Here is a 20,252-nt window from a genome sequence, read left to right on the forward strand (position 1 = left end):
CAAGTTAACCCCAAGACCGGAGTCACACCGCCGCAAAGGCCTCCCGTACGGCGGGCAGCGCGAGCTCCCGGTCCGCCGCGGACAGCCCGAGCCGCGTCCGCCGATCCAGTACGTCGTCCTCGGTCAGCGCCCCCTCGTGCCGGACGGCGAACTTCACCTCGGCGTACGTCGTCCGCAGCCCCGGCGCGATCGGGTCCTGCAACTCGGGCGGACCCGCGATCACCTGCGGCGCCTCCACGCCGTACCGCTGGACGAACCGCGCCGGCGCCCGCACCGCGGCCAGGTGCACGCGATCGGCCGCGCCCACGAGCGGGATCCGGTGTGTCTCACAGGAACGCCGTACCTCGATGGTCGACTGGGCGAGCGCCTTGTCGAGTGCGTCCTGCGCCATCCGGCGATAGGTCGTGAGCTTGCCGCCGACGATCGTCACGACACCGTCCGGGCTGGTGATGACCGCGTGCCGCCGGGAGATGTCGGCGGTCTTGTCCTCGCCGTTGTGGTGGCCTGTGTCGAGCAGCGGCCGGAGCCCGGCGTACGTGCCGAGCAGGTCCGCGCGCGTGACCGGCTGCTGCACTGCGGTGCTGATCGTGTTCAGCAGGAAGTCGATCTCCCCGTCGGTGGCATGCGGTACGTCGCTCACCGGGCCGGGCGCCTCCTCGTCGGTGAGGCCGACGTACACCCGGTCGTCGGGCGCCGGGATCGCCATCACCACGCGCCGCAGCTCCCCCGGCACGGGCACGGTCAGTACGGCGGACAGCCCGCCGAACACGGACTGCGGCAGCACGAGGTGGGTGCCGCGGCTCGGCCGGAGCTTGATGCCGGAGGCAACTTGATCCGCCCAGATCCCGGCCGCGTTGATCACCACCCGCGCATCCACCGACCGCCGGTCCCCGGTCAGTTGATCGACCAGGACCGCACCGCGGCCGGTGACCTCGGTGGCAGCGACATGGGTCAGGATGCGAGCGCCGTACTGCGCGGCCGTCCGGGCGATCGCAACGACCAGGCGGGCGTCGTCGTACAACTGCCCGTCCCAGGTGAGGAAGCCGCCGCGCATCCCCTCGGGCTTGAGCGTCGGCGCGTAGCGCAGGATCTCGGCCGAGCTGACCCGGCGGGAGTGTGGCAGGTAGTCGTCGCTGGTCCGCGCGAATGTGCGTAGTACGTCGCCGCCGAGGAAGGCCGTCCGCAGCAGCGCCGCCTGCCCGAAGCTTGCCTGCGGCAACCACGGCGCGATCTGCGGGATCGGGTGCACCAGATGCGGCGCGGTGGTCTTCATCAGGATGCCGCGCTCGACGGCGCTCTCGTACGCGATCCCGACATGACCGGACACCAGGTAGCGCAGGCCGCCGTGCACGAGCTTGGAGCTCCACCGGCTGGTCCCGAACGCCAGATCGTGCTTCTCCACCAGGGCAACGGTCAGTCCGCGCGCGGCCGCGTCCAGCGCCACGCCGGCGCCGGTCACCCCGCCGCCGACGACGAGAACGTCGACCGCCGTCAGCGAGTCGAGCTCGCGGGAGCGCCGTGCTGCATTGAGGCTCGCGTTGCCCACGCTGATCATGGCGTCAGATACCTGGTGAGCATCACCCGCAGCTCCTCGTCCAGCTTCGGATACTCCTCGTGCGAGGCCATTACCGGACCCGACACCGCCGACGCCAGCGAGACCAGGATGATCTGCCGCGCCAGCCACACCGGGTCGCCGTCGCGGATCGAGCCGTCGGCCTGCCCCTGGCGGATGCCTTCCTCGACCAGCGCGAGATGGGCGACGGTGCTGCTGCCGCGGCGCTCCAGCAGGTACGGCGTGAGGAACTCGGGGTCGAGCTCGATGATCTTGCGCATCAGCGGGTGCACGCGGGTCTTCGCGACCACCTCGACGACACCCTCGACCAGGCGCGCCCGGCCGTCCACGGCATCCGGCTGGAAGGCGGACACCAGCGCGATCGTCCACTCCCGGGTCATCAACGCGGCGACCACGGCCTGCACGTTCGGCCAGCGGCGGTACAGAGTCGCGCGGGAGACTTCGGCGTGCCGGGCGATGTCGGCCATCGTCATCCGGCGCATCCCGATCGCGAGCAGCAGCTCGTACGCCGCGTCCAGGATCCGCTCCTCGCCGATCGCGTTCGCCGGCGTGGGACGGGTGCTGGTTTCCTGATCCGAGTCGCTGCTACGCTGAGACATCACACGTCAGAGTGTATCAGCGACTCTGTGATCCCGGAACTGTCCAGGGGAGGTGGGAGCCAGGGGGTTCCACCTCCCCTGGACGCTACCTCGCAGAACCACCGAAAGGGAGTCAGCGATGACCGAATCCGACCTCCCGGTGGTGCAACTCACGCCCGGCCGCTGGGGCGACCCCGCCCACCCGGTCGAACTGCCGGCAGCCGCGGCCGAGGCTCTCAAACACCTCGGCGTACGGCGACCCGCCGCCGAGCCCGTCGAACCGGCCGACCGACCAGGGCTCACGGCTGACCAGCTGTCGTTCTTGAGTCAGGTCGTAGGGAACGAGCATGTGGCCTCCGACCTGGAGTCTCGCTGGGCACACACCCGCGGCTACTCGACGACGGACCTGCTGAGGGACCGTGCAGGCGACACCTCGGACATGCCGGATGCGGTCGTCTACCCCGCCTCACACGACGAGGTCCAGGAGCTGCTGACCGGTTGCGCTGAGCAGGGCCTCGCCGTCGTCCCATACTCCGGCGGTACGTCGGTCGTCGGCGGCCTCGCGCCGTCCCGCCGGTTCGTCACCGTGGACCTGCGACGACTCGATCAACTCGTCGAGCTCGACGAGGTTTCGCGAACGGCCAGGCTGCAGGCCGGCGTCCGCGGTCCAGCGGCTGAGGCGCTGCTGGCCGAGCGCGGCTACACGCTGGGCCACTTCCCGCAGTCCTATGAGGGCGCGTCGATCGGCGGGTACGCGGCGGCGCGGTCGAGCGGTCAGTCGTCAGCCGGGTACGGCCGCTTCGACCAGATGGTGGTCGGCCTGACGCTCGCCACTCCGCGCGGCACGATCGAGCTCGGACGCGCCCCGATGTCGGCCGCCGGCCCGGACCTGCGCCAGCTCGTGCTCGGGTCGGAGGGTGCGTTCGGCATCATCACGTCGGTCGTCGTACGGATCCGGCCGCGACCGACCGAGCGGCATTTCGAGGGCTGGCGGTTCGAGAGCTTCGACCTCGGGCTGGCCGCCGTACGACGGCTCGCGCAGGACGGGCCACTGCCGACGGCGCTGCGGCTGTCGGACGAGGTCGAGACCGCGGTGAACCTCGCCGACCCGGACGTCCTCGGCGGCGGCTCCGGTGGCGTCCTCGCGATCATCGGCTTCGACGGCCCGTACAACCAGGCGACCGCGGACGTGTTGACAGCCGCCGGCGGGACGAACCTCGGCGTGGACCCGGGCGAGACCTGGCGGGTCGGTCGCTACCGGGCGCCGTACCTCCGCGATCCCCTGCTCGACGAAGGCGCGCTCGTCGAGACCCTCGAGACAGCAGCGTTCTGGTCGCGCATCCCGGCCCTGAAGACGGCAGTCACCAAAGCGCTCGTCGGTGCTTTGGGCGCCACGCCGCCGCTGGTCCTCTGTCACATCTCCCACGTCTACGAGACCGGCGCATCGCTCTATTTCACGGTGATCTGCGCACAGTCCGACGATCCGATCGAGCAGTGGCGGACTGCGAAACACGCCGCCAACCAGGCGATCGCCGACGCCGGCGGCACGATCTCCCATCACCACGGTGTCGGCACCGACCACCGCGACGCCTACGCCACCGAGATCGGACCCTTGGCGATCGAAACGCTGCGTGCGGTCAAGAACGCCCTCGACCCCGGCAACGTCATGAACCCGGGCGTCCTGGTGCCGGAGTCCGAGAAGGGCTTGACCTCAAGTTAGCTTGAAGTATGACGGTGTCGGCATGACTCCTGAACCGTCCGACCGTCCTGTTGCTCTCGTCACCGGCGCATCCGCCGGCCTTGGGCTCGCACTCGCGCACGGGCTGGCCGATCGCGGCTGGGCGCTCGTGATCGACGCGCGCGGCGCCGAAGCGCTCAAGGACGCCGCCGACGCACTGGCTGACCGCACCGACGTCGTACCGCTGGCCGGCGATGTCACCGACCCCGACCACCGCGCCGATCTGGTGGAGGCGGTCACCGAGCTCGGTCGGCTCGACCTGCTCATCAACAACGCCAGCTACCTCGGGCCGAGCCCGCTGCAAGCACTGGCCGCGGCCGACCTCGACGAGCTCCGTCGCGTGTACGAGGTCGACGTACTCGCACCGATCGCACTCACACAAGCCCTGCTCCCCGCACTCACCACAGCGTCCGGTGTGCTGATCAACATCAGCTCCGACGCCGCAGTGGAGGCCTACGAGACCTGGGGTGGCTACGGCTCCGCCAAGGCTGCACTGGACCACGCGACTCGGGTCCTGGCGGCTGAGCACCCCGCACTCGCGGTCTACGCGGTTGACCCGGGTGATCTGCGTACCGCGATGCACCAGGCCGCCTTCCCTGGTGAGGACATCTCAGACCGGCCTGAGCCCGCGAGCGTCGTACCGGCGTTCCTGCAGTTGCTGGACAGCCGGCCGGCGAGTGGCAGGTACCGGGCGGCCGAGTTCGCACCTGCGGTGGCCTCATGATGGTGCACCCACACACCAGGTTCGACCTGCCGGAGGCGCTGAACGCCGGCGAACCACCGGAAGCCCGCGGCCTCTCGCGGGACCACGTGAAGCTGCTGGTCGCGGAGGGGTCGACCGTCACGCACACCCGCTTCGACCGCATCGGTGAACACCTGCGGCCCGGCGACCTGCTGCTGGTGAACACGTCCGGCACGTTGCCTGCTGCCGTCGACAGCACGTCGTACACCGTGCACTTCTCGACACCGCTCGACGACGGCACCTGGGTCGTCGAGCTACGCGACGGCGGCGCACCCATTTTCGACGGTACGGTGGGCGAGCGCGTGGAGCTGCCGGAAGGCGCATTGACGTTGCTGGCGCCGTACCAAGGCTCGAACCGCCTGTGGATCGCCAAGCCACCGGTGGCCGACGTCCTCGGATACCTGCAGCGGCACGGGCGACCGATCACCTACAACTACGTCGGCAAGCGGTGGCCGTTGGCGTCGTACCAGACCGTCTTCGCTCGCGACCCGGGCAGTGCGGAGATGCCTAGCGCCGCCAGACCGTTCAGCTTCGTGCTGGTGAGCCACCTGGCGTCGCAGGGCGTGCTGATCGCACCGATCCTGCTGCACTGCGGCGTGTCCTCACTGGAGAGCCACGAGCCACCTCAACCCGAGAGGTACGACGTGCCCGCGCACACGGCCCGCCTCGTCAACTGGGTCAAGGCCAACGGCGGCCGGGTGATCGCAGTCGGCACCACCGCCGTACGCGCCATCGAATCAGCTACAACCCCCGACGGCACCGTCACGCCGGCGCACGGCTGGACCGACCTGATCCTCGGTCCGGAACGCCAGCCATACGTAGTCGACGGACTCATCACAGGCTGGCACGCTCCCGAGGCCTCCCACCTACTTCTCCTCGAGTCCGTGGCCGGCCCCGACCAGGTGCAACGCGCCTACGACGCCGCCGTCCAAGAGCACTACCTCTGGCACGAGTTCGGCGACAGCTGCCTCATCCTGCGCTGACCATCCGGCTGCGGGGATGTCAGGAGGCCTTGGCCTGCTGCTTCTGCTGGGAGATGCGGTTGGTCTGCAAGGCGGTCACCGCGTTCGGAGACTCCGGCGCGGCCGGCCGCACAACCTGATGCTCGTTACCGGGCCGGGCTCGCTTGTCCACAGCACGTGGGCTCATACCGATGTCCTAACCGTTCGGTCCCCCGTCGGGACGTCACTTGATTAGACGAGCACAAGCCCTCACCTGTCATGTCCTTTTATCCAACTGAGCAGAAATTGTGGCCTAGGCCGATTAGTTGCCTTTTGAATCTCCGGAGCCCCTAGCGAGGGTCGAAGTACTTCCAGGTCTTGCCGTGATCGGTGCTGGTGATGGCGTGGTCGCCGTTGTACTGCAGCCCGTAGACGAACTCGCCTACCGCGTTCAGCTGGCCCAGGTCGGCCGGCGGGGTCAACGGCGTACCGGCGCCGGGCCGGAGGAGTTCGCGTTGCTTGCCTTGATAGAGCGCGAGCCCCGTTCCGTTGTCGAAAGCAACGGGAGACGACAGGTACGGCGCGTCCCGGGTGGCCACCGTCGTCCAGTGTTCGCCCCGGTCGGTGGACAACCGCAGCGGCACCAGGTCACCCGGCGTACCAGGCTTGCCGCCCGGGATCGCCACGATCGTCCTGCCGTCGGGGCTGACACCCAGCTGGCCACCTCTCCGGCCGGGGCTGATGACGGAGTGGCCCCAGGTCTTGCCGCGGTCGTCGGTCCAGTAGATGTTGCTGACGCCGCTGTTCCTGGCGCCGACCAGCCACCACCGTCCGGTGCTGTCGCGCTGGGGCTCGTAGGCGTTGTCGATCCCGGGGACCTTCACCTCCCGCAGGGTGCCGGTTTCCAGATTCAGCGCCCGTAGGGTGCCGTAAGCCAGCAGCACGTCGCCGTCGGCGAACTCGCTGGTCGGCGCAGCCCAGCGCAGCCTCTTCTCGACCCGGCCCTGGTCCGTCAGGCGAACCATCACGGACTGGGCCCAGGTCGGATCGCTTCCCTTCATGCTCGTCGGCATCGACAATGCCAGCGCCTCGTGACCGGTCTGCAGCACGACGTACTGGTTCTTGCGGACCGGTGCGGTGGTCCGTACTCCGTCACGGCTCAGCACCGCGGCGTAGTTCCAGGTGTTTCCCGGGTGTGGTGAAGTCCACGCCGAGGCCCACCGCGTCGGTGTGGCGAACGCGACACCGGCCATGCCCGACTTCTTGTCACCGATCAGCTTCTCGGCCGCCTGGTCGACCGGGATCGACGCCGGCGTGCCGGCGGCCGGCGGCTTCTCGGTGCCGGTCACGTTCCCGAGCGGCAGTACGGAGGCCAGTACTCCGATCGTCACCGCCGCAACGACTCCCGCGCCGGTCAGGGCCTGGCGACGGTGCCGGCGGCGGACGCCACGACGCTCCAGAGCCTCGAAGGGCAACGGCTGGACGGACTCCTGGACCTCCCAGGACAGTTCTTTCAGCTCAGACATGGTTGACCTCCTCGACGTCGTCAGCGAATTCGTGGACCAGCGGGGCCAGACGGGACCTGCCCCGGGAGAGGCGAGCCTTGACCGTCCCCTCCGGTACACACAGCTGTACGGCGATCTCACTCACCGGCAGATCGACGATGTGGTGCAGCACGATCGCCTCGCGCTGCTCGTAGGGGACCCGCCGCAGGGCCTCGACCAGAGCGACCCGGTCCGCGGACAGTCCGGTCGTCGTGGTCTCGGGGACACCTGCTCGCGAGAGCAACCCGTGGAATCGGGTCGCGCGGCGGTAGCGCCGACGTACGGCGTTCAGCGCGACTGTGCGCAGCCACGCCTCCGGGTTGTCGAGCTGGGCGAGCCGTTGGGGCTTCTCGACGGCGCGGACGAACGCCTCCTGCACGGCGTCCTCGGCCTCGCCCAGATTCCCGCAGATCGCGAACAGTTGCCCGACCAGCCGCCGGTAACACCCCTCGTACAGCTCGCGCACCGTGTCGCCGTCAGCCATCACCACTCCCCAGATCGGACCCTTTGCCTGCACGAGTCCTGGCAGGAGGATCCGGTTGCATCACGAACGCATGATGTCCGAGGACCGAGGTGCGCGTGTGTCAGCGGCTGGGGCGTTCGAAGATGAGCTCCAGGCCGTCTTCTTCGTCCCACTGTTCGCCGTTCTGGACGAACCCGAAGCCGGCGATGGTGGCCAGCGATGCCTGGTTGGTGGGGCTGATCGTGGCCCGGACGGTCCGTACGGCGGGTTCTGCCGCCGCACGCTCGAGGAGCGCGGTCAGGATCGCCTTGGCGAAACCCTGGCGCCGGTACGGCGGATCGACCGTGTACCCGATCTCCACCATGCCGGCCTCGTCGGGCGGACCGTGGAAACCGGCGTAGCCCACCACGATCCCGTCGGCCACGGCGAGCTTGACGAGCCACCCGAAGGTGGCGGGATCCCGGTTCAACTGATCCAGGCGGTACTGCCACAGCCACTTGGCCCTGTCAGTGAGGAACTCGTCGCCGAGCGCGAAGCCGAGCTCAGCCTGCGCCGCGGCACGGTCATCCGCCAGCAACGCACTCAGCGCAGCCCCAGTCATCTCAACAAAACGAATCGCCGGAGCGGAGGTAGTAGTCATCCCCCACATCCTCACCCCCTGATGCACCACCAGACGAACCATTTACCGGCGTCCGACCGGCGGGGGAAGTGGGGAGTGGGCACCGGCAGTGGGGACTGGGAACAGGCAATAGCAGGTGCCGACCCACCATTGCCTGTCCCAAGATCCCGGATTGGGCTGAGCACCGGCCCGCGGGGGGCAGCTAGGCGGATTGTTTGTTGCGGTGGTGGTTTGCGAGTTGGAGGTAGATCCAGGCGACTGCGGCGCCTACTACGAAGCCGCCCAGGTGGCCTTGCCAGGAGACGTTGGGGATGGCGAAGGACAGGAAGGCGGTGACCGCGACGTACATGATGATCCAGGTGATGTCCTGGCCGCGGGCGCGGCTGATCACCAGGAGGGCGCCGACCAGGCCGAGGACTGCGCCGGAGGCGCCGAGGGTTGCGCCGCCGGGGGCCGACAGGAACCAGACCGCGACGCTGCCGCCCAGCGCGGACAGCAGGTAGAGGACCGTGAAGCGGAGCCGGCCGAGCATCTGCTCCAGGGGCGGACCGAGCTGCCAGAGCATGAACAGGTTCGAGAAGATGTGGAAGATCTGCACGTGGGTGAACGCCGACGTGAGCAGTCGCCACGGCTCGCTCTCGGTCAGCACCGGGACCATCACCAGGTCGCCGAGGAGCCGCGGGCTGCCGGTGCGGACCGCGATGAAGACCAGGACGTTCAGCGCCAGCAGCGTGTAGGTGACGACCTGCTGGCTGCCGGCGCGCTGGATGCCGCCCAGCGATGTGCGGGTCCGCGGAACCGAGCGGACGCCCTCGTTGAAACAGTTCGGACACTGGAAGCCGACGGCGGCGCTGTTCATGCACGCCGGGCAGATCGGCCGGTCGCAGCGCTGGCAGCGCACCCCGGCGGGCCGATCCGGGTGCCGGTAGCAGACGGTCTCGGTCACGCGGGTTGGGTCCTCCTGTGAAAGAGCGGGACCGGGCGCGCCCCGGTCCCGCTCCGGAAAGTCAGGCGTTCTTGCGCTCGACGACGACCTTGTTGATCACGATCGGCTCGAGCGGCCGGTCGCCGGGCGCGGTGTCGGCGGAGGCGATCGCGTCCACGACCTTCTTCGAGTCGTCGTCGACGACCTCACCGAAGATCGTGTGCTTGCGGTTCAGGTGCGGCGTCGGGACCACGGTCACGAAGAACTGCGAACCGTTGGTGCCGTGCCCGAACTGGATGCCGGCGTTCGCCATCGCGAGCAGGTACGGACGGTCGAACTGGAGCTCCGGGTGGATCTCGTCGTCGAACTGGTACCCGGGCGTGCCGGTTCCGGTGCCGAGCGGGCAGCCGCCCTGGATCATGAACCCGTCGATCACCCGGTGGAAGCCGAGGCCGTCGTAGAACGGCTTGGTGACCTGCTGCCCGGTCTCCGGGTCGGTCCACTCCTTGGTGCCCTCGGCCAGGCCGACGAAGTTGCTCACCGTCTTCGGCGCGTGGTTGGGGAACAACCTGATGACGACGTCGCCCTTGTTCGTCTGCAGGGTCGCGTACAGCTCTTCGGCCACGGGAGTCACTCCTAGTCGGATCACTACGGCTTACCCCTCGATCCTGTCATGTCACTCCAAGAACTCCGGCATCGACGCGGATGTGTACGGACAGTGCCGTGGGGGCACCGGGTTATCGGCTGGAAACGTCGTACGATGCAGATGAAGCCGGGTTTGTCCAGAGTCGTCACCAGAAAGCGTCCATGTCGCCGATGGGCGGGAGAGCTGTCCGCGGGTCGGGCGGCACCGAGGAGGGAACCGTGGGTTTGAGGAAGTCCAAGGGCCGGGTCGAGGTCGCCAAGGACCGGGTCAGGCCACTCGCCGAGTCGGCGTCGGAGAAGTTCGGACCGGCCGTCGGCCAGGTCCGTGACCACCTCGGCCCGGCTGTGGGCACCGCACGGGAGAAGGTGTCGCCGTACGCCGAGAAGGCTGTCGAGCGGGGCGCACACCTTGCTCACCAGGCGGTCGAGAAGGCCGGTCCGGTGCTCGACGACGCGCTCGCCAAGGTCGGTCCGGCCACCGAGCACGCGGCCGAGAAGGCCCGCGAGCGGCTGAACGACGACGTACTGCCGAAGGTGACCGCCGCGCTGGCGGCCATGGCAGCCGCCGCCGAACCGGTCGTCGAGGAGACCGCCCGCCGCGGCAAGGCCACCAAGGCTGCGCTGAAGGGCGAGCTCGAGGTGCCGAAGAAGAGCCACAAGCTCCGCAACGTGGTGCTGTTCCTGGGCCTCGGCGCGCTGGCCGCGGCAGCGGTGAAGAAGCTGCTGACGCCGCCGGAGCCGGCCTGGCAGTCCACGCCGACCAGCGGTCGCGACTACAGCTCCGCCCCGGCGGGTACGTCGTCGCGCCCGACAGACACCCCGTCGTCCAACGGCAAGACCGACGCCACGCCGGAGGCCGACACGACCAAGACCGACGCGTCCGGGACCGAAGGCCCGAAGACCGACGGCCAGGCGGACGGCACCAAGTCCGACGGTTCCAAGCCCGAGGCACCGAAGGCGGAGGCCAAGCCGGAAGCGGCCACGGACGAGGTGAAGGCCGCATCGAACGGCGCCACGAAGAGGACCACCAGGAAGTCGACGGGCTCGGGCGAGTCCAAGCCCAGCGACTCCTGACACCACCGCAACGGCGAAGGTCCCGAACCCCGGCTGGGGTTCGGGACCTTCGTCTGTCCGGACGTCGCCTTGCGCGTACGACGTCAGTTGACCTCTGGCTCCGGGTCGTCGGACTTCGCCATCGTGTACCGGCCTGCTGACAGCAGCTGGGTGGCGTACCGATGCGTGATGCACGGGTAGGTGCCGCCGCAGCTCAGGCAGACCGCGTCGTTGCGGTGCAGCCAGGGGACGACCTTGAGCCGCCTGGTCCAGGTCAGTGGCTCCCGATCGGGGGCGTGCATCCGGAGCGCCGTGCGGGCCGCGTGCTGGATCTCGGGGGCCGACCATTCCTCGGCGCTCTTGTCCATCAGGGCACTGAGGTCGGGGTGGAGGTGGTCAGTGGTGCGGGCTTTGTTCATTTATATGTGTCTTCCAAGGCAGGTGGGAGGACGCCTGAATCGGGTGGTGGGGTGGGTTTGCGACTAGCACTGAATCACTCGCTTCAAACGTTAGTGCCCCTGCGTGGCCACCGCGCCTCGATCAGCGCCGACCGAGTGTCAGATCTTCGTCAGGTCTCAGGTCCAGAGCGTCTCGAGGGTGACCCTGGCCTCGAGCTCGAGCAGGTGCCGTTTGGTCGGGATGCCGCCGCCGAAGCCGACCATCTTGCCGCCGGCGCCGACCACCCGGTGGCAGGGCACGACGATCGCGATCGGGTTCCGGTTGCACGCCGTACCGACGGCGCGGGCGGCACCGGCGTCGCCGACGATCTTGGCAACGTCGCCGTACGTCTGCATCTCGCCGTACGGGATCCGGGTGAGCTGGGTCCAGACCGCGCGCTCGAAGTCGGAGCCGCTGCGGACCGAGAGCGGCAGCGTGAACTCCTGGAGTTCGCCGGCGAAGTACGCCTTCAGTTGCTCGGCGGCCTCGGTCAGCAGCGGATCGGCACCGAGCGGCCGGTCGGTCGCCCCGAAGTGCAACCGGCAGAGCCCGGTCTCGTCGACTGCGAGCGTGAGGTCGCCGATCGGTGAGTCGACCACGGACCAGTGCATACGACCATCTTTCCCGCGGCCACCGACAGTTTCTGGCAGAAATGCGCCACGGAGAGGCCGCAACGTGATGTTCTCGCTCGGTCACGCCCTGTTGTGCTATGTCTGATCCATGCCGAGCCGGGCGTCGCAAGTACCGCAGGACCGGTGGTTCAGTTCCGAGCGGGCCATGGGTATCGGTGCGTCGATCCTGATCGGGGTCGTCACCGTCACCACGTGGTCGACCGCGTGGTCGGACTGGAACCTGTACCGGACCCGCAAGGTGTACGGCGGTGACCCGGACAAACTGGCCGAGGCCGACCTGATCTCCGGCTCGCTCGGGATCGTCGCCGCGCTGGCGCTGCTCGCGGCCGCGGTGGTGTTCATCGTCTGGCTGTGGCGGGTCCGCTGGAACGCGGAGATGTTCTGCCGCGGCGAGCACCGGTTCACCCGCGGCTGGGTGCTCGGGTGCTGGCTGGTCCCGGTGGTGAACCTCTGGTACCCGAAGCAGGTCGTCGACGACGTCGTCGCGGCCAGCGACCCGCGCACCGATCCGCTGACCCCGATGCTCAAGGACGTTCCGGGCACGCATCTCGTCTGGGCCTGGTGGCTGACCTGGGTGGCCGGCCTGGTCACCGGGAACATCGTGCAAAGAGGTGTTCTCGTCGGCGCGTCGGAGCTGGGAGATCTGCGGACGAACGTCATACTGTCCTCCGTCTCGGCGCTGTTCACCACCGGCGCGGCCGTGCTCGCAGTCATCCTGATCCAGCGGATCGACGAGCTTCAGAGCAGCCGTCCGTGGGTGCCGTGGTGGGCGGTCGGGACCCCGCAGAGTGGCTTCCAACCACCTGCGCGGTAAACCAAACCGTCACGCCCCGTCTTGTCGGTCGTTACCACTGGTGATGGGCGTACGAAAAGAACACGTTAAGTCGACACCCTCTGTGCTGGGGCCGACTGCCCTGGCGTACCTACTTCGTGGTATCAATGTGGCTCGGTCACGCGGGGGTAGGGCCAGGCAGATACGCCGGACAGACGACGGAGTTCCAGCAACGCGAGGGACGCGAGACGTGAGCCACCCGCAGGCATTGATGACTGCTGTCGAGGATCAGGAAGAGTGGCAGCCGCACGCGGCTGAAGAGTTCCAGCAGGTCGGGACGGTCGGCAAGATCGCGATCGGACTGCTGGGCGCATCAACGGTCACCCACCTGCTGTCCACCTGGTCCGACTGGAACACGTACTCCGTGGTGCATCGCTACCTCGGCGGCATGCCGAACGTCGACGACGCGGACCTGAACCGCGCCGACGCGATCGCCAAGGTCACAGCGATCCCGAACGTGATCGTCTCGGTCGCCGCCGCGGTCGTCTTCGTCATCTGGTTGTGGCGGGCCCGGGTCAACTCCGAGGTCTTCTCGCAGGCCGACCACCGCCGCAGCCACGGCTGGGTACTGGCCAGCTGGTTCGTCCCCGGACCCAACCTCTGGTACCCGAAACAGATCGTCGACGACGTCTGGATCGCCAGCGACCCGAAGACCCCCGTGTACACCGACGACCTGCGCCGGTTCAGGACACCGACCCTCACCTCCGTGTGGTGGGTCGCCTGGATCGGCGCTCTCGCGTTCGACGTGGTGGTCCGCCGGTTCCTGATGTGGATGGAAGCCACCGTCGGCTCGCTCCGCGGTATCGCACTGGCCGGTACGGCGTCCCTCGTGCTGACGGTCGTCTCCGCGGTCGCCGCGACGATGGTGATCCGCAAGATCAACCACATGCAGACCACGCGTGAGTGGGTGCCGTGGTGGGACCAGGGCCCGAAGCTCAGCGCCGTTCCGTCGTACGAGGTGACGCAGGTTCCGTCGTACGCGAACGACGACACCGACGAGCAGCCCGCGATCTCCGAGCCGATCGCCGCCGGGCCCGCGCTGGGTCTGGTCCGCGAGCCGCAGTTGCAGATGGCCGGTCCTTCGCAGGCCCCCGTGCAGAACCCGTTCGCCCCAACTCCGGCACCGCAGAGCTTCCCGGGCGACGGCGCTGCCGCCCCGGCCGCGTTCGCCGGCGGTCCTTCGGCCGACGACGCGCCGAAGTGGAGCCCGTTCGCCCCGGTCGCCGGGAACTGGCAGGACGCCGACGCCGGTCCGGCCACCGAGCAGTTCAACCCGATCGAGACCTGGCGGGACGAGAAGCCGGTCGAGCAGACGACGTACGACACGCCGCAGCAGAGCTGGGAGGACTACCGCAGCTCGCTCACCGCGGACCTGCTCGGTACGACGAGCAGCTGGCGTGACGAGGCTGCGCCGATGACCGTCGTACAGCCCGACCCGTACGGCTACCAGCCCGAGCCGGAACCTCAGCCGCAGCCCGCCGAGGAGCCGTGGGCGGCGCGCTACTCCGAGCCGTACTCGTACGAGCCCGACTACCTCACCTCGACGGCCTCCCCCGTGGAGGCGCAGACCGCACCCGAGCCTGAGCCCGCGCCTGTTGCGCGCGCCGGCCGCCGGGCCGCTCGGGTCGCGGTCGACAGCCCCTCGGCGATTCAGCCGGCGGTGCCGAACCACTCGCCGCACGTCTCCCAGACCGAGACGTACTCGTCGTACTCGGACCACAACGTCTACGGGCCGTCCGAGCACACGCAGCCGTCGTCGCACGTGTCCGCCTCGTCCGGGTACTACGAGCCGGCGCCGGCCCCGAGCTACCAGGAGCAGGACGACTTCCTGACCCCGTCGAAGCCGCTCCCGCCGGTGCCGTCGTACGGCCCGGAGCCGACGTACTCCTCCGGCGGGTACTCCGACCAGGAGACGTCGTACACCTCGGACTACTCCTCGTCGTACAACTCCGAGTCCTACGGTTCGAGCAACTACGACGCGTACGGCAGCAACGGCGGCTCGGAGTACACGAGCACCGAGTCCTACGAGACCTACAGCCCGAACTACGCGACCGAGTCGTACGGGTCGCAGTACTCGCCGGAGCCGGAGCCGGAGCAGACCGAGCACCAGCAGCACTCGCCGTACGCCTACGAGCAGCAGCAGCCGACCGACCCCGAGCAGCCGCCCAGTCCCCGGACCCTGCCGCGCCGTGGCCGCTGGATCTGATCAGATAGCAGTATGCGTTTAGGTTTCGCCACCCTCGGTTGTCCCGGAGCTGCCCTCGACGACGTCCTGGCACTTGCCCAGGGCAACAACTTCGTCGGTCTGGAGCTACGGGCCGCGCCGGACGAGTTCACGAACACGGGTCTGTCGGCGACGCAGCGCCGTGAGCTGCGGACCCGGATCGAGGACGCCGGCCTGGAGATCTTCGCGGTCAGCAGCTACGTGAAGCTCTGCGCGGTCGAGGAGCAGCCGCTCGAGGAACACCTCGAACTCGCCGCGGACCTCGGCGCCCGAGGTGTCCGCGTGTTCCCCGGTGACGATCCCGGTGAGGGTACGCCGGACGGCCCGAGCGCCGGTGAGATCCGCGCGCTCGACCGGGTGACGACCGCACCGAAGGACGTCCCGATCCTGCTGGAGACGCACGACTCGCACTCGACGGCCCGGCAGGTCGCCGCGTTCTGCGCGCTGCTCGACACCGACGTCCCCGGCCACAACGTGAAGGCACTCTGGGACACCTCGCACACGTGGTCGCACGGCGAGACCCTGGCCGAGTCGTTCGCCCTGGTGCAGCCGTGGCTCGAGTTGGTCCAGTTCAAGCAGGCCGACTCACAGCAGGAGTACCGCCCGGTCGCGATCGACGCCGGCGACTTCCCGATCGGCGAGCTGCTGACGGTTCTCGACGGCACCGATTACCCGCTCTCCCTCGAGTGGGAGCTCAAGTGGCACCCGCAGCTCCCGTCATTGGCTGAGACCCTGCCGGCCGTTCACGCCTGGTTGAGTGTTGGAGCCGGCGAGGTCAAGTAGCGGGCCAACGTCGGCCCGAGCCAGGCGACCACCTGGTCGTCGGGCATCGTCGCGATCGGTGGGAAGCCGAGGATGTACCGGCAGAGTGCGAAGCCGAGCACCTGACTCGCGACCAGACCTGCCCGTACGTCGGGTTGGTCGACTGCCTGCACCCGCAGCGTGGGCGCGAGCTGCGCCGCGAAGATCGAACGCATGCGCTCGACCGCGACCTCGTTGGTGACCGCGGTCCGCAGTAGCACCCGCAGTGAGTCGTCGGCCTCCCAGCGCTCCAGGAAGTGCCGCGCGAGTGCCTCCCCCAGCGATTCCAGCGGTACGTCGCCGAAGTCCGGCAACCGGATGTCGAACTCGGCTGCCGCCGCGAACAGCTTCTCCTTGCTGCCGTAGTACCGCATCACCATCGCGGGGTCGATCGCCGCGTCCGCCGCGATCGCCCGGATCGTCGCCCGCTCGTACCCGTCCGCGCCGAACCGCTCGCGGGCCGCCGCGAGGATCGCCGCCCGGGTCCGATCGGACTTCTTCTCCGCCATGCCCCCAGCATATGCCAACGCCTGTTGACTTTTGCCATCCCCAGGCCTAGCGTGAAAGTCAACAGGTGTTGATAAAAGGAGCGACGATGATTCCCCAGCAGGCAGAAATCGTGGTGGTTGGTGCCGGTCCGGTCGGGCTCGCCGTGGCGGTCGGGCTCCGGCTGCACGGACATGACGTCGTGGTCGTCGATCAGCAAGCCGAGGGTGCGAACACCTCGCGGGCCTGCGTGATCCACCCGCGGACGCTGGAGGTGCTCGAGGAGCTCGGCGTCACCAAGCGGCTCGTCGACCTCGGCCTGGAGCTCGACGACTTCGCGATCCGCGCCGGCGACCGCAAGCTGATCCCGGTCGGCTTCGCGGACCTGCCGACCGAGTACCCGTTCGTGACGATGATCCCCCAGCCGGTCACCGAGCAGGTGCTGCTCGAACGGCTCGAGGAGCTCGGCGGCTCGGTGCTCCGTCCGTACGCCGCGACCGGCCTGACCCAGACCGCCGACGGTGCCGAGGTCACGCTCGACAGCGGCGACGTGATCAAGGCGCAGTACGTCGTGGCAGCCGACGGCATGAACAGCACGATCCGCGAACTCGCCGGCCTTCGGATGCCGGGCAACACCCTGCAGATCTCGTGCAGCCTGGTCGACGTCCGCGTCGACAGTGGCCTGCCGGTCGACGAGGTCGCCCTGTACTTCGCCTCCGCCGGACTGCTCGTCGTGGCGCCGCTGCCGGACGGAAGCTTCCGGCTCGTCGCCGAAGTGCATGACGCGCCGGAGCACCCCGATCTTGCCTACGCGCAGCGGTTGCTGGCCGATCGCGGTCCGCGCAAGGCGCACCCGAAGGTCACCGAGGTCGTCTGGGGTTCGCGGTTCCGGATCCACGAGCGGGTCGCCGACGCGTACCGTGCGGGCCGGGTGCTACTGGCCGGCGACGCCGCTCACACGCACAGTCCGGCCGGCGGCCAGGGCATGAACCTCGGCCTGCGCGACGCGGTCACCCTGGCAGACGCCCTGTCGGCTGCCCTGGCAGGAGACGACTCCGGCCTCGACGCCTACGCCGCGAACAGCCGTGAGGAGGCGGTCCGGGTGATCGGGCTGGTGCACCGCCTGACCCGCCTCGCGAACGTCCCGCGCGCGATCCGCCCGGTGCGCAACGCCGTACTCAGCCTGGTCGGTCGAGTGAGCAAGACCCAGAACGGCCTTGCCAAGCAGTTGGCCGGCTTCCCGGAGCGTTAACCCCCGGTCGACTCGCGGATCTTCAACGTGTACGGGACGGTGAGGTCGCGATGGGTGGATCCACCGTTCCCGGCGATGCGGTCGAGGAGCAGCGCGACCGCGTTGTCGGCCAGCCATTCCGTGTCCTGCGAGATCGTGGTCAGTGACGGCGAGTGGTACCGGCCGTCCTCGATGTCGTCGAAGCCCACCACGGCCACGTCCTCCGGCACCCGCAGGCCCGCCTCGGCCAGCGTCCGCAGGGCGCCCAGGGCGAGCAGGTCGTTGAAACAGAACACCGCGTCCGGCGGCTCTGGCAGCGCCAGCAGTTCCCGCATTGCCGTGGCCCCGTCGAGTCGGTGGTACCCCGACGCGGCCAACTCGAGCGCGGCGTCGTGCGGCATCCCGGCAGCTTTGAGCGCCTTGCGGTACCCCTTCCGCCGGACTGCGCCGGTGCTGGTCCCGCCGACCCCGATCGCCGCGATCCGGTGCCGGCCCAGTGAGATCAGGTGGGCGGTTGCGTCGTACGACGCCTGCACCGAGTCGACCGCGACGCGGTCGAACTGACCGCCGGCAGGTCGTTCACCGAGCAGGACCAGCGGCTTCCCGGTGTCCGCCGAGGTGAGCTTGGCGGGGGCGGTGGCCAGCGGGGAGAAGATGATGCCGTCGATCAGCTGCCCGCGCATGCCGTCCAGGACGAATCGCTCGGCGGCGGACTCGCCCTCGGTCTGGTCGATCAGGACGGTGATCCCGCGACGCTTCGCGGCCCGGCTGATCTCCGCTCCGAGTTCGGCGAAGTACGGCGAACCCATCTCCGGGATGGCCAGCGCGATGAAGTCCGAGCGGCCCTTGCGCAGCGACCGGGCGCTGACGTTCGGCTTGTAGTCCAGGGCGGCGATCGCGGCCTCGACCTTGGCCCGGGTGCGCGCCGTGATGTGCGGGTAGTCGTTGATCACGTTCGAGACGGTCTTCACCGACACACCGGCCCGCGCGGCCACGTCGCTCAGCCTGGTCGCCATCGGAGCACCCTCCTGTCACCGTCCCGTCGCCCGAGTGTGCCACGTCGGCAGCCCGCTCTACCCCCGCCACCGCCCTCTCCGCATTTGCCTGGCTGACCCACCAGGTGAGGGGTTTGTGACCCAGATTCAGGGTGTGGAACCCCCGACCTGGTGGGTCGGCCAGCGAAATTGGTGGGTCTGCCAGTCAAATGAGGTTCGGGTGGTGAGGTCTTTACACCGATTGTCAATCGTTGTAGACATCCACGGTAATCGTTGTAACCGTTCCCCGGGAGGTCTTGTGGCGCGCCTAGTGGTGGATCCGGCGTTCGTGGTCGGGGCGCTGGACCGGCGGGTGTTCGGCTCGTTCGTCGAGCACATGGGGCGCTGCGTCTACACCGGGATCTACGAGCCGGGGCATCCCACCGCCGACGCGGACGGGTTCCGGCAGGACGTGCTCGCGCTGGTCCGCGAGCTCGGCGTGACCGCGATCCGCTACCCCGGCGGCAACTTCGTCTCGAACTACGACTGGGAGGACGGCGTCGGGCCGAAGGACGAGCGGCCGCGGCGGCTCGACCTGGCCTGGCGGGCGATCGAGCCGAACCAGTTCGGCACCGACGAGTTCGTCACCTGGTCGCGCAAGGCCGGCGTACAACCCATCTGGGCGGTCAATCTCGGCACCCGCGGGATCCGCGAGGCCGTCGACCTGCTCGAGTACTGCAACCTCCCGGCGGGCACCGCGCTCGGCGATCGCCGGGTCGCGAACGGCAGCCCGGAGCCGCACGACATCCGGATCTGGTGCCTGGGCAACGAAATGGACGGCCCCTGGCAGATCGGCCACAAGACCGCCGAGGAGTACGCGCGGCTCGCCGAGGAGACTGCGAACGCGCTGCGGCGCGTCGATCCCGGGCTCGAACTGGTCGCCTGCGGATCGAGCAACGCCGGGATGCCGACGTTCGGCGACTGGGAACGCGTCGTCCTGGAGCGCACCTACGACCTGGTCGACCACATCAGCCTGCACGCGTACTACGAGCCGCGCGACGGCGACCAGGCGAGTTTCCTGGCGGCCGCCGAGGAGATGGACCGGATGATCTCCGCGGTGGTCGCGACCGCCGACCACGTGAAGGCGCTCAAGCGCAGCGACAAGGAGCTGACGCTGTCCTTCGACGAGTGGAACGTCTGGTACCAGCAGCACTTCCCCGGCGAGCTCGGCCTGCCGATCCGCGAGGTCGGCCCACTGATCGAGGACACCTACACCGTCGACGACGCGGTGGTCGTCGGCAGCCTGCTGATCACGTTGCTCCGGCACGCCGACCGGGTGAAGATCGCTTGCCTCGCGCAACTGGTGAACGTGATCGGCCCGATCCGTACCGAGCCCGGTGGGCGCGCGTGGCGGCAGACGATCTTCTACCCGTTCGCCCTGACCGCGCAGTACGCCGGCCCGACCGTGCTGCGGACCGCGATCACCGGAGGCCCGGAGCTCCACACCTCGGCCTTCGGCCGCGTCCCGGCCCTCTGGAGCACAGCGACGTACGACGAGAACACCGGGGAGACCGCGATCTTCGTGGTGAACCGGAGCGAGACCGACAAGATCGACCTGGAAATCCCGGTGACCGGAAGTGTGATCCGGCACCTGGCTCTCTATGACGAGGACCGGTCCGCCGTGAACACGGCGGACGATCCGGACCGGGTCCAGCCCCGGGCCGTCGACACCACCGAGGTCGCCGACGGTTTCTGCCGTGCCACCCTGCCACCCGCATCGTGGCACGTGATCCAGCTCAGCAGTTGATTCGAG

At 68.9% G+C, this 20,252-nt stretch carries 21 protein-coding genes; 9 read left to right on the forward strand and 12 right to left on the reverse strand.

What is annotated here, in order from left to right:
- Positions 1-22: 22 nt before the first annotated feature.
- Complete coding sequence (locus EV647_RS00525; RefSeq protein ID WP_133996645.1) at positions 23-1,555, reverse strand: glycerol-3-phosphate dehydrogenase/oxidase; 1,533 nt, start codon at positions 1,553-1,555, stop codon at positions 23-25.
- The gene (locus EV647_RS00530; protein ID WP_133996647.1) at positions 1,552-2,172 is read right to left on the reverse strand and encodes a TetR/AcrR family transcriptional regulator; all 621 of its coding nucleotides are present in this window, start codon (positions 2,170-2,172) and stop codon (positions 1,552-1,554) included. Before EV647_RS00530 ends, EV647_RS00525 begins: the two co-directional genes overlap by 4 nt.
- A gap of 118 nt (positions 2,173-2,290) precedes the next feature.
- Between EV647_RS00530 and EV647_RS00535 the strand changes: the two genes are divergently transcribed.
- Genes EV647_RS00535 through EV647_RS00545 form a run of 3 tightly spaced genes read left to right on the forward strand, consistent with a single transcriptional unit; the run spans position 2,291 to position 5,614 of the window.
- Positions 2,291-3,871 (forward strand): FAD-binding oxidoreductase, encoded by a 1,581-nt coding sequence (locus tag EV647_RS00535; RefSeq protein ID WP_133996650.1) that lies wholly within the window; start codon positions 2,291-2,293, stop codon positions 3,869-3,871.
- Between the two features lie 22 nt (positions 3,872-3,893).
- Positions 3,894-4,613 (forward strand): SDR family oxidoreductase, encoded by a 720-nt coding sequence (locus tag EV647_RS00540; protein WP_133996653.1) that lies wholly within the window; start codon positions 3,894-3,896, stop codon positions 4,611-4,613.
- Entirely contained in the window at positions 4,610-5,614 is a 1,005-nt protein-coding gene (locus tag EV647_RS00545) for an S-adenosylmethionine:tRNA ribosyltransferase-isomerase (protein WP_133996655.1), read from the forward strand. The genes EV647_RS00540 and EV647_RS00545 overlap by 4 nt, the downstream gene beginning before the upstream one ends.
- 19 nt (positions 5,615-5,633) lie before the next feature.
- On the opposite strand, the gene EV647_RS41790 is transcribed toward EV647_RS00545, so the two are convergent.
- The 6 genes from EV647_RS41790 to EV647_RS00570 form a co-directional block, all read right to left on the reverse strand.
- Complete coding sequence (locus tag EV647_RS41790) at positions 5,634-5,780, reverse strand: hypothetical protein (protein WP_166658537.1); 147 nt, start codon at positions 5,778-5,780, stop codon at positions 5,634-5,636.
- A gap of 142 nt (positions 5,781-5,922) precedes the next feature.
- Complete coding sequence (locus tag EV647_RS00550; protein WP_133996658.1) at positions 5,923-7,098, reverse strand: sialidase family protein; 1,176 nt, start codon at positions 7,096-7,098, stop codon at positions 5,923-5,925.
- Positions 7,091-7,600: an RNA polymerase sigma factor gene (locus EV647_RS00555; RefSeq protein WP_133996661.1), complete on the reverse strand. Its 510-nt coding sequence runs from the start codon at positions 7,598-7,600 to the stop codon at positions 7,091-7,093. The genes EV647_RS00550 and EV647_RS00555 overlap by 8 nt, the downstream gene beginning before the upstream one ends.
- 100 nt (positions 7,601-7,700) lie before the next feature.
- The gene (locus EV647_RS00560; protein ID WP_238175385.1) at positions 7,701-8,180 is read right to left on the reverse strand and encodes a GNAT family N-acetyltransferase; all 480 of its coding nucleotides are present in this window, start codon (positions 8,178-8,180) and stop codon (positions 7,701-7,703) included.
- Between the two features lie 220 nt (positions 8,181-8,400).
- Positions 8,401-9,144, reverse strand: a complete 744-nt coding sequence (locus EV647_RS00565; protein WP_133996667.1) for a rhomboid family intramembrane serine protease — start codon at positions 9,142-9,144, stop codon at positions 8,401-8,403.
- A 61-nt stretch (positions 9,145-9,205) separates the two neighbouring features.
- On the reverse strand, positions 9,206-9,748 hold the full coding sequence (locus EV647_RS00570) for a peptidylprolyl isomerase (protein ID WP_133783753.1): 543 nt from the start codon (positions 9,746-9,748) through the stop codon (positions 9,206-9,208).
- 239 nt (positions 9,749-9,987) lie between these two features.
- Here EV647_RS00570 and EV647_RS00575 point away from each other — a divergent pair, with 239 nt between their 5' ends.
- Entirely contained in the window at positions 9,988-10,842 is an 855-nt protein-coding gene (locus EV647_RS00575) for a hypothetical protein (protein WP_133996670.1), read from the forward strand.
- Between the two features lie 83 nt (positions 10,843-10,925).
- Here the strand turns inward: EV647_RS00575 and EV647_RS00580 are convergent, their stop codons facing one another.
- Positions 10,926-11,240 carry a hypothetical protein gene (locus EV647_RS00580; protein WP_133996673.1) on the reverse strand — a complete coding sequence of 105 codons (315 nt, stop codon included), beginning with the start codon at positions 11,238-11,240 and terminating at the stop codon, positions 10,926-10,928.
- A gap of 156 nt (positions 11,241-11,396) precedes the next feature.
- Positions 11,397-11,870 (reverse strand): methylated-DNA--[protein]-cysteine S-methyltransferase, encoded by a 474-nt coding sequence (locus tag EV647_RS00585; protein WP_133996676.1) that lies wholly within the window; start codon positions 11,868-11,870, stop codon positions 11,397-11,399.
- 109 nt (positions 11,871-11,979) lie between these two features.
- On the opposite strand from EV647_RS00585, the gene EV647_RS00590 reads away from it, so the two are divergent.
- From EV647_RS00590 to EV647_RS00600, 3 genes are all read left to right on the forward strand, one after another.
- The gene (locus EV647_RS00590) at positions 11,980-12,705 is read left to right on the forward strand and encodes a DUF4328 domain-containing protein (protein ID WP_133996679.1); all 726 of its coding nucleotides are present in this window, start codon (positions 11,980-11,982) and stop codon (positions 12,703-12,705) included.
- 208 nt (positions 12,706-12,913) lie between these two features.
- Positions 12,914-14,929, forward strand: a complete 2,016-nt coding sequence (locus tag EV647_RS00595; RefSeq protein ID WP_133996682.1) for a DUF4328 domain-containing protein — start codon at positions 12,914-12,916, stop codon at positions 14,927-14,929.
- Between the two features lie 12 nt (positions 14,930-14,941).
- Entirely contained in the window at positions 14,942-15,730 is a 789-nt protein-coding gene (locus EV647_RS00600) for a sugar phosphate isomerase/epimerase (RefSeq protein ID WP_133996686.1), read from the forward strand.
- Here the strand turns inward: EV647_RS00600 and EV647_RS00605 are convergent.
- Positions 15,691-16,257 carry a TetR family transcriptional regulator gene (locus EV647_RS00605; protein WP_133996689.1) on the reverse strand — a complete coding sequence of 189 codons (567 nt, stop codon included), beginning with the start codon at positions 16,255-16,257 and terminating at the stop codon, positions 15,691-15,693. The two genes, EV647_RS00600 and EV647_RS00605, sit on opposite strands and share 40 nt — an antisense overlap.
- Before the next feature lie 86 nt (positions 16,258-16,343).
- Between EV647_RS00605 and EV647_RS00610 the strand changes: the two genes are divergently transcribed.
- Positions 16,344-17,486 carry an NAD(P)/FAD-dependent oxidoreductase gene (locus tag EV647_RS00610; RefSeq protein ID WP_133996692.1) on the forward strand — a complete coding sequence of 381 codons (1,143 nt, stop codon included), beginning with the start codon at positions 16,344-16,346 and terminating at the stop codon, positions 17,484-17,486.
- Here the strand turns inward: EV647_RS00610 and EV647_RS00615 are convergent.
- Positions 17,483-18,481, reverse strand: a complete 999-nt coding sequence (locus EV647_RS00615) for a LacI family DNA-binding transcriptional regulator (protein ID WP_133996695.1) — start codon at positions 18,479-18,481, stop codon at positions 17,483-17,485. The genes EV647_RS00610 and EV647_RS00615 overlap by 4 nt on opposite strands.
- A 277-nt stretch (positions 18,482-18,758) precedes the next feature.
- Here EV647_RS00615 and EV647_RS00620 point away from each other — a divergent pair, with 277 nt between their 5' ends.
- Positions 18,759-20,246, forward strand: coding sequence for an alpha-N-arabinofuranosidase (locus tag EV647_RS00620; RefSeq protein ID WP_133996698.1), 1,488 nt, complete (start codon positions 18,759-18,761; stop codon positions 20,244-20,246).
- Positions 20,247-20,252 lie beyond the last annotated feature (6 nt).

Source organism: Kribbella sp. VKM Ac-2566 (genome assembly GCF_004366005.1).
Lineage (GTDB): Bacteria > Actinomycetota > Actinomycetes > Propionibacteriales > Kribbellaceae > Kribbella > Kribbella pratensis.